The following is an 8,632-nucleotide window of genomic DNA, read 5'->3' as shown; positions in this document are numbered from 1 at the left end:
AGAGCAAGAGCAAGAGCAAGAGCAAGAGCAAGAGCAAGAGCAAGAGCAAGAGCAAGAGCAAGAGCAAGAGCAAGAGCGAGGCGGCCTGGCGGGCGACCTGACTTTCAGGCTTTACCTGGATCCGCCTGTGGGAGCAAAGCTTGCTCGCGAAGAGGCCGGTACATTCAACCTTGTCGCTGGTTGTGATTCGGTGCGTACAAGCTCAACTGGCCTGATCCGCAAGAAAGCCCCGCTCCTGAAAAGAAGCGGGGCTTTTGTTGCGGCTACTTCGGTATGGAAAATGCTGCCCGTGGCGAGGGAGCATGCTCCTTCGCCACGTTTTAGGTGCGCTCAAGGTTGTGGATTGAGTTCGTCCAGCATTCGATTCGTCAACAAACCACCTAGCTCAATCAGTTGCTGAATGCCTAGGGCAAAATGACGCCGGGAACCATCCAGGTCGAATGCAAGGTTGTTGATCATGGTATTCGCTGAAGCCAGGGTTTCGCTGAGATTGGCCAACATGCTCTCGGTATCGACGCCGTTAACGACAGTAAATAACTGGCCCGACGGCTGTTCGTCCTCGGGGTTGGTCTGTTTGGGGTTCAGGTAGTAATCGAGCGCACGATCAGTGGCTTCCTGAAGCTTCTTGGGATCGGTTTCTGGTTCTGGTGGGTTGGGAGTAACTTTGAACATAGGCGGCATTCCGTTTACTGGTTGGAGCTGCCACGTTCGTTTCCAAGCGAGGGGGTGGCAGCCGTACGCAGGTTGGAAAACCAGGGTAAACGAGCCCGGCAGACCCGGAAGGTCTCCCGCGCACAGCCGCCATAACGAATCGTGCGAAAACGGACGCAAGCTTACGTTATGAGGAGCGCATTTGCGCTGTTTACTGGTCAGGTTTCCAAGCCCGGTCGCTGAATTGGCAGCGACAACCCGAGGTTAACGAGAGCCCTTCCCACCCGGCAACCGCCAGAACTCGTCGGAAAAATCTGCCTGAATCAGAAAGTGTGTCCGACCATTCCCACAAATATTGGTCGGCTGCCAGGCCGTCATCGCGATCAAACTCGCTCCCGCAGACGGGGACCGTGGCTGTTTATCAGTTTTCCGAACGGCGCAAAAACTGTGCGGGCTTGCTCGCGAAGGTGGTGGTTCAGCTTGCATCAGTGTTGGATGTGCTGGCGCCTTCGCGAGCAAGCTTTGCTCCCACAGGGGAATCCAAGTACAGCTGGGAGAAACAGGTAGGCTGTCAGCCCGTTTTGCTTTTGCTTTTGCTTTTGCTTTTGCTTTTGCTTTTGATCTTGGCCGCCCCATTAACCACAAGGGCCGAACGCAGGCATTGCGCAGTGGGCATCCCGGCATGGATGCCGGGATAGCCGCGCTGGGCCATGGATGGCCCTTCGCGGCGGGCCCACGGAGCAATGCCGGAGTGAGGGAACACCGAGCCTTGGCGAGGTGCCCAGTGGTGGGGCACAGCCTTTTTTGCTTACTTTTTTTGGCGTTTGAAAAAAAGTGAGCCGCCGTCAGGGCGGAACCCTAAGCCGCCGTTACCGAAGAAACGGATATACACACCATCCCGAGAACACCACCCAACAGGATCAAGCGCGATTTCAGGCCTAAACCCTGAACCGCCCCACCAACGTCTGCAAATGCACCCCCAACCGCGCCAGTTCCGCACTCGAAGCCGCAGTCTCTTCACTGGCCGCAGAAGTCTGCTCCGACACATCCCGCACATTCAGCACGCTACGGTTGATCTCCTCAGCCACCGCACTCTGCTGCTCAGCTGCCGCGGCGATCTGTTGGTTCATCGACTGGATCGCCGAGACCGTACGAGTGATGTTCTCCAGCGAGCCCCCGGCACGGCGGGTCAGTTCGACGCTGCTGTCGGTCAGGCCACGGCTGTTGTCCATGATGGTCGCCACCTGTTCGGTGCCCGATTGCAGGCCGACGATCAGTTCTTCGATTTCCTCGGTGGATTTCTGGGTGCGCTGGGCCAGGCTGCGGACTTCGTCGGCCACCACCGCGAAACCCCGCCCGGCCTCACCGGCGCGGGCTGCTTCGATGGCGGCGTTGAGGGCCAGCAGGTTGGTTTGCTGGGCCACGGATTTGATCACATCCAGCACGCTGCCGATCTTGTCGCTTTCACGTTTGAGATGGCTCATGGCTTCGGTGGAGTTGCCGACTTCCTTGGCCAGGCGCTCGATCTGGGCGATGGCTTCGCCGACGACCCGGTCGCCCTCGCGGGCCTGCTGGTCGGCGGCGACGGCGGCTTCGGAGGCCTCCTCGGCGTTGCGCGCCACTTCTTGCACCGTGGTGGTCATTTCGTTCATCGCAGTGGCGACCTGGTCGGTCTCCAATTTCTGGCTATTGACCCCGGCGCTGGTTTGTTCGGTGACGGCCGAGAGTTGTTCGGCGGCGCTGGCGATTTGCGTGACGCCTTCGCTGATGCCGCCGATCAGTTGCCGCAGGCTGATGACCATGCGTTGCAGGCTGTTTTGCAGTTGGCCCATTTCGTCACGACGGCTGACCACCAGGTTTTCGCTCAGGTCGCCCGAGGCGACACGTTCGACGGCCACCAGGGTCTGCTGCAAGGGGGCAACGATCTGCCGCGTAATGATCCACGCCGCCAGCAGGCCAAATGCCAATGCCAGGGCGGTAACGATGACCAATGTTTCTTTCGCTAGCACAGTCTCCTGGTCGCGTTTTTCGATCTGCGAGGTGGTCAAATGATTGTTCAGTTCATTCAAGCGAGTGTCTTGCTCGACCATTCTCTTGAGGGCAGAGGCGCTGGCCACTTGGGAGTCGCGGAACTGACTGACGGCGGCGCGGTAGGCCTTCATCGATTCGCCGGCCTGCAGCAGGTTGGCGCTGTGCTGTTCTGGCAGTTTGCCCGGCAAGCCTTCGAGGTTCTTCAAGACGTTATCGATGGCATCCAGCGCCGGTTGCTCGGCTTCGGCCTTGCCGCTGTAGGTGTAGCCGCGGACCTGATAGCGCGCTTGCTGGATCAGTTTGCTCAGATCCACCACGCTGTTGAACGGAGGAACACTGTCGCCTTGGCGCAGGGCATTTTCGACTTCCGTCACCTTGGCCACGGCGTTGTCGGCGTTGGCGCCCAGCTTGGATCGGGCCGATTCGCGGTTTTGCGTGGCCTGGGTCATGTCGGCAAAAGCGCGCTTGTACTCGTCCAGGATCGCCAGTTGCTGGTTGAGCAGCTCTTGGTCTGCCGGTCGTACAAACCTTTTTAGGGCGGCTTGCACGCTTTCTTGAAGTTTGCCCAGGAGTTCGCTCACCGCAGTCGGGCCCTGTTCGCCGCGACGCATCTCATAGTCGAGACGGGCGACCCGCAAATCCTTGGCCGATTCGTTGAGGTTGGCGATGGCGGCCTGTTTGTCGGCGCGGCTGATCACGCTGCTCAGGCTGTTCCAGCCTGCGAAGGTGCTCAGGAGGGTCATCAGCAGCACCAGGCCAAAGCCGAAGCCCAGTTTGCGGTTGACGCTTATGTTTCCCAGCTTTTCGGTTAACCAACTGAACATGCTGATACTCCTTCGAGCCTTTTATAGGCGCTATGAGGAGAGTATCGACCATGTGGTAGGGATCTGTAGCCAACCGGTGGCTATATTTGCCAGGCGAGGGCGCCAACGCCCTCGCCTGGGCGCGTCAGACCTTGAACCTTCCCACCAATGTCTGCAAATGAACGCCCAGTCGCGCCAGTTCGGCGCTGGAGCTGGCGGTTTCTTCGCTGGAAGCGGCCGTTTGTTCGGACACGTCGCGCACGTTCAGCACGCTGCGGTTGATTTCCTCGGCCACGGAGCTTTGTTGCTCGGCCGCGGCGGCGATCTGTTGGTTCATCGATTGGATCGCCGAAACGGTGCGGGTAATGTTTGTCAGCGAGCCACCGGCGCGGCGGGTCAACTCGACGCTGTTGTCGGTCAGGTTGCGACTGTTGTCCATGATGACGGCAACCTGCTCCGTACCCGATTGCAAGCCGACGATCAGTTCTTCGATTTCCTCGGTGGACTTTTGAGTGCGCTGGGCCAGGCTGCGCACCTCGTCGGCCACCACCGCGAAACCCCGCCCGGCTTCGCCCGCGCGGGCCGCTTCGATAGCCGCGTTGAGGGCCAGCAGATTGGTCTGCTCGGCGACGGACTTGATCACATCCAGTACGCTGCCGATCTTGTCGCTCTCACGCTTCAAGTCGCCCATCGCCGAAGTGGAGTTGCCCACTTCCAGTGCCAGGCGCTCGATCTGGGCGATGGCTTCACCGACTACTTTTTCGCCTTCGCGAGCCTGCTGGTCGGCGGCGACGGCCGCTTCGGAGGCCTCCTCGGCGTTGCGGGCCACTTCCTGCACGGTGGCGGTCATTTCGTGCATCGCGGTGGCGACCTGGTCGGTTTCCACTTTTTGGCTGTTGACGCCAGCACGGGTCTGTTCGGTAACCGACGAGAGCTGGTCGGCGGCACTGGCAATTTGCGTGACGCCTTGGCTGATGCCACCGATCAATTGGCGCAGGCCCACGGTCATGCTCTGCATGGCCCGCTGCAACTGGCCCAACTCGTCACGGCGCGAGGTGTTGAGGTTTTGCGTCAGGTCGCCTGCGGCCACGCCTTCGGCGATCTTGAGGGTCTGGCTCAATGGGCCGACGATCTGTCGGGTGATGGTCAGGGCGGAGATGATGCCGAACAAGAGCGCAAGGGCGGCAGCCAACACGAGGAAGGCCTTGGCCTCGGCAGCGTCGCGGTCACGCACGGCGGTCTGGGACACGGTCAGCTTTTGGCTGGCATCGAGCAACACCTCGCCTTGCTCTGCCATGCGCTTGAGTGCCGCGGCGGTGTCGAGCTGGGAATCGCGGAACTGGCTGACCGCTGTGCGGTAGGCGTTCATCGAGTCGTTGGCCTGTCGCAGGTTGTCGGCGTGTTCCTCGGGCAACTGCTCTGGCAGGCGAGCGAGCAGCTTGAGCACGTTGTCGATGGCATCAAGGGCGGGTTGCTGGGCTTCGCTCTTGCCGCTGTAGGTGTAGCCGCGGACCTGATAACGCGCTTGCTGGATGGCTTTGCTCAGGGTCACCACGTTGTTGAACTGGGCGACGCTGTCGCCTTGCAACAGCGATTTTTCCACTTCTCCAATGCGGGCCACGGCGTTGTCGGCACTGGCGCCGAGTTTGCTGCGGGCATCTTCACGGCTGGCGGTGGCGCGGGTCATCTCGGCGAAGGCGCTTTTGTACTCGGCGACGGCGGCCAGTTGTTTGTCGATCAGCGCAGTGTCGTCCGGTTGTTCGATCAGTTGGCGCGCGGTCTTGAGCCCGGCTTCGAGCTTGCCCGTCAGATCGTTGACCACCTGTGGCCCGTTCTCACCCCGCGAGTTGTAGTAGTCCATGCGCGCCAGGCGCAGGTCCTTGGTCAACCCGCTGAGGTCGGAAATGAACCCCAGCTTGTCGCCGCGACTGATGACGCTACCCAGGCCGCTCCAGCCGGTGAAGGCGATCAGCAAGGTCAGGCACAGTACGAGACCGAAGCCGAAGCCGAGTTTGCGATTGACGCTTACATTTCCCAGACCCTGGGCCAACCACTGGAACATGCCGATACTCCCTGCAGCGCTGATTTTTGATTTTATCGGCGCTGTATCGGCCTTCAGGGAGGGATCTATAGGAAATGAGCAGAAGATATTTAGCTTGCTTGCATTGTGACGAGGGGATTCAACCGCAGAGCTTCAGAACAATCGCGCAAGCAGGGCCGTGACGGCGGTCTCGACCCGCAAGATCCTCTCGCCCAGTTGTACCGGTTGCAAGCCGGCCTTGGCCAGCAGATCGATTTCGTAGGGGATCCAGCCGCCTTCCGGGCCGATGGCCAATGTCACCGGCTCGGTGAGGGCGCGAGGGCAGGGTGGGTAGGGACCGGGATGGCCGATCAGGCCCAGGGTGTCCTGGGCTATGGCCGGCAACCGGTCCTCGACGAAGGGCTTGAAGCGCTTTTCGATGATGATTTCCGGCAGCATGCTGTCGCGAGCCTGTTCCAGGCCCAGGATCAGTTGCTCGCGCATGGCTTCGGGCTCCAGGAAAGGCGTCTGCCAGAAGCTCTTTTCCACGCGGTAGCTATTGACCAGCACCACGCGCGGTACGCCCATGGTGGCGACGGTCTGGAACACCCGCCGGAGCATTTTCGGACGCGGCAGGGCCAGCACCAGCGTTATTGGCAATTTGGCCGGCGCAGGCTGATCGAGGATCACTTGCAGTTCCGCCTCGCGGGCTTCCAGGCGCACGACCTGGGCAGTGCCCAGCAGCCCGCCAACGCGTCCGACCCGCAGGCTGTCGCCGACAGCGCTGCGGTGGACTTCCTGCATATGGGTCAGGCGGCGATCACTCAGCACGACCCGGTCGGGCCCGATGAAGTCGGCCTCTTCGAGCAGCAGCAGGTTCACGCTTGGGTCGCTGGTGGTTGGTCGTTATGGTCGTCGCTCGCTTCGTCTTCCGGTTGCTCGCGACGCTTGCGCACCAGGCCGCCGAACAGGATGCCGATCTCGAACAGCATCCACATCGGCACGGCCAGCAGGGTCTGGGAGAAGATGTCCGGCGGGGTCAGGATCATGCCGACCACGAAGCAGCCGATGATGACGTAGGGACGGATCTTCTTCAGGTATGCGACGTCGACCACGCCGATCCACACCAATAGCACCACCGCCACCGGAATCTCGAACGCCACGCCGAAGGCGAAGAACAGCGTCATGACGAAATCCAGGTAACTGGTGATGTCGGTCATCATCTCGACACCGGCCGGGGTGGCGGCGGCGAAGAACTTGAAGATCAATGGGAACACCAGGAAATAGGCGAAGGCCATGCCGGTGTAGAACAGCAGGATGCTGGACACCAGCAGCGGCGCGGCGATGCGCTTTTCATGCTTGTACAGGCCCGGCGCGATGAAGCCCCAGACCTGGTGCAGGATCACCGGGATGGCCAGGAACAGCGAGACCATCATCGTCAGCTTCAGCGGCGTGAGGAACGGCGATGAGACGTCGGTGGCGATCATTGTCGCGCCGGACGGCAAGTACTGGCGCAGCGGCGTGGAGACGAAGGTGTAGATCTGCTGGGTGAAGGCAAACAGCCCGGCGAAGATGATGAACACCGCCGCGACGCAACGCAGCAGGCGGGTGCGCAACTCGGTGAGGTGCGATACCAGCGGCATCGGCTGGTCGTTTTCGGGGATATCGCTCATGGGGCTCGCGGCGGCTGTGGGGTGTCGTTGGGGGCGGGTGTCGGCGCCGCCGGGGCAGGCTCCTGTGCCTTGGCAGGTTCCGTCACCGCAGGTGTGGCGTCAGCCACTGAAGCGGGCGGCGCAACCGTTGGTGTGGCTTCAGGTTGGAACGGTGCCGGTTCCTGCTGGGTCGGCGTGAGGATCTTGCGCGCTTCCTGTTCCAGGGACAGGATGTGCTCGTTGTGCAGTTGCCGACGAATCTCGTCGGCACCGATCTCGCGTTCAACTTCCTGTTTGATCGCATTGAAGCTGCGCTTCAGCCGCCCGATCCACAGGCCGGCGGTGCGCGCAGCGCCTGGCAGGCGCTCGGGGCCCAGTACCAGCAGGGCCACGAGGCCGACGAGCAGCAGTTCAGTGAAGCTGATCCCAAACATTAGTCAGTGCTCACGAGTCTTTGCGGGTCGGCTCTTCGACTTTCTGGGCCTGCACATCGATGGTATGCGGCGCATTCACCGGCGTGCTGGCCTGGGGCTGTACCGGTTGGGTCGGGGCCGCTGTCGGCTCGGCCGGTTTTTCGTCGTCGTTCATGGCCTTGCGAAAGCCCTTGATGGACTCGCCGACGTCGGTGCCGAGGTTCTTCAGCTTCTTGGTGCCGAACACCAGCACCACGACCACCAGGATGACGAGCCAGTGTTTCCAGTCAAAAATACCCATGGGCTATTCCTCTCAAAAATTGATCAGGCGGACGGGCGCGAGGCTTTCTCGACGTGCCCGGACAGACCGAAGCGACGGTCCAGTTCATCCAGTACGGCCTGCGGGTGCTGCCCCAATTGGGCCAGCATGACCAGGCTGTGAAACCACAGGTCGGCGGTCTCGTAGATCACGTCGCTGCAGTCACCGCTGATGGCGGCGTCCTTGGCGGCGATGATGGTCTCGACCGATTCTTCGCCGACTTTTTCCAGAATCTTGTTCAAGCCCTTGTGATACAGGCTGGCGACATACGAGGTGTCGGCCGCTGCGCCTTTGCGCTCTTCCAGTACCTGGGCCAGGCGGGTCAGGGTGTCACTCATGGGTATGTCCCGAATAGATGGCGTGCGGGTCCTTGAGCACCGGGTCGACGGTTTTCCAGTCGCCGTTCTCGAAGACGCGATAGAAGCAGCTCTGGCGGCCGGTGTGGCAGGCGATTTCGCCGACCTGCTCGACCATCAGGATGATGACATCGCCGTCGCAGTCCAGGCGCATTTCGTGCAGATGCTGCACATGCCCGGATTCTTCGCCTTTGCGCCACAACTTGCCACGCGAACGTGACCAATAGATGGCGCGGTTCTCGGCGGCGGTCAGGGCCAGCGCCTCGCGGTTCATCCAGGCCATCATCAGTACGCGTCCGGTCTTGTGGTCCTGGGCGATGGCCGGCACCAGGCCGTCAGCGTCCCATTTGATCTCGTCTTGCCAGTTTTTCATCTTTGACTCCGACC

General features: G+C 61.2%; 10 protein-coding genes and 1 pseudogene. All 11 read right to left on the bottom strand.

Annotated elements, in window-relative coordinates; translation table 11 throughout:
• Positions 1-330 precede the first annotated feature (330 nt).
• Complete coding sequence (locus N4Q37_RS16985; protein ID WP_260959679.1) at positions 331-672, bottom strand: DUF6124 family protein; 342 nt, start codon at positions 670-672, stop codon at positions 331-333.
• 550 nt (positions 673-1,222) lie between these two features.
• Positions 1,223-1,363 (bottom strand): hypothetical protein, encoded by a 141-nt coding sequence (locus tag N4Q37_RS16980; protein WP_260959675.1) that lies wholly within the window; start codon positions 1,361-1,363, stop codon positions 1,223-1,225.
• A 226-nt stretch (positions 1,364-1,589) separates the two neighbouring features.
• Positions 1,590-2,303, bottom strand: coding sequence for a methyl-accepting chemotaxis protein (locus N4Q37_RS27905; RefSeq protein ID WP_390897937.1), 714 nt, complete (start codon positions 2,301-2,303; stop codon positions 1,590-1,592).
• 141 nt (positions 2,304-2,444) lie between these two features.
• Positions 2,445-3,425, bottom strand: a pseudogene (locus tag N4Q37_RS27900) (methyl-accepting chemotaxis protein); the annotation flags it as partial.
• Positions 3,426-3,630: 205 nt separating this feature from the next.
• A complete protein-coding gene (locus N4Q37_RS16970; RefSeq protein WP_260959658.1) occupies positions 3,631-5,547 on the bottom strand; it encodes a methyl-accepting chemotaxis protein in 1,917 nt (638 codons plus the stop codon).
• 132 nt (positions 5,548-5,679) lie between these two features.
• A complete protein-coding gene (locus N4Q37_RS16965; RefSeq protein ID WP_260959656.1) occupies positions 5,680-6,387 on the bottom strand; it encodes a 16S rRNA (uracil(1498)-N(3))-methyltransferase in 708 nt (235 codons plus the stop codon).
• Positions 6,384-7,178: a twin-arginine translocase subunit TatC gene (gene tatC, locus N4Q37_RS16960; RefSeq protein WP_260959655.1), complete on the bottom strand. Its 795-nt coding sequence runs from the start codon at positions 7,176-7,178 to the stop codon at positions 6,384-6,386. The genes N4Q37_RS16965 and tatC overlap by 4 nt, the downstream gene beginning before the upstream one ends.
• Positions 7,175-7,591 (bottom strand): Sec-independent protein translocase protein TatB, encoded by a 417-nt coding sequence (gene tatB / locus N4Q37_RS16955; protein ID WP_260959654.1) that lies wholly within the window; start codon positions 7,589-7,591, stop codon positions 7,175-7,177. The genes tatC and tatB overlap by 4 nt, the downstream gene beginning before the upstream one ends.
• Positions 7,592-7,601: 10 nt before the next feature.
• On the bottom strand, positions 7,602-7,871 hold the full coding sequence (locus N4Q37_RS16950; RefSeq protein WP_260959652.1) for a twin-arginine translocase TatA/TatE family subunit: 270 nt from the start codon (positions 7,869-7,871) through the stop codon (positions 7,602-7,604).
• A 23-nt stretch (positions 7,872-7,894) separates the two neighbouring features.
• Positions 7,895-8,227, bottom strand: a complete 333-nt coding sequence (locus tag N4Q37_RS16945) for a phosphoribosyl-ATP diphosphatase (protein WP_260959650.1) — start codon at positions 8,225-8,227, stop codon at positions 7,895-7,897.
• On the bottom strand, positions 8,220-8,618 hold the full coding sequence (gene hisI, locus N4Q37_RS16940) for a phosphoribosyl-AMP cyclohydrolase (RefSeq protein ID WP_003196931.1): 399 nt from the start codon (positions 8,616-8,618) through the stop codon (positions 8,220-8,222). The genes N4Q37_RS16945 and hisI overlap by 8 nt, the downstream gene beginning before the upstream one ends.
• Between the last annotated feature and the right edge of the window lie 14 nt (positions 8,619-8,632).

This window comes from Pseudomonas citri (genome assembly GCF_025336485.1).
GTDB classification, from domain to species: Bacteria; Pseudomonadota; Gammaproteobacteria; order Pseudomonadales; family Pseudomonadaceae; genus Aquipseudomonas; species Aquipseudomonas citri.
The sequence above is the reverse complement of the archived record's forward strand: the minus strand, read 5'-3'. Positions and strand labels throughout refer to the sequence as shown.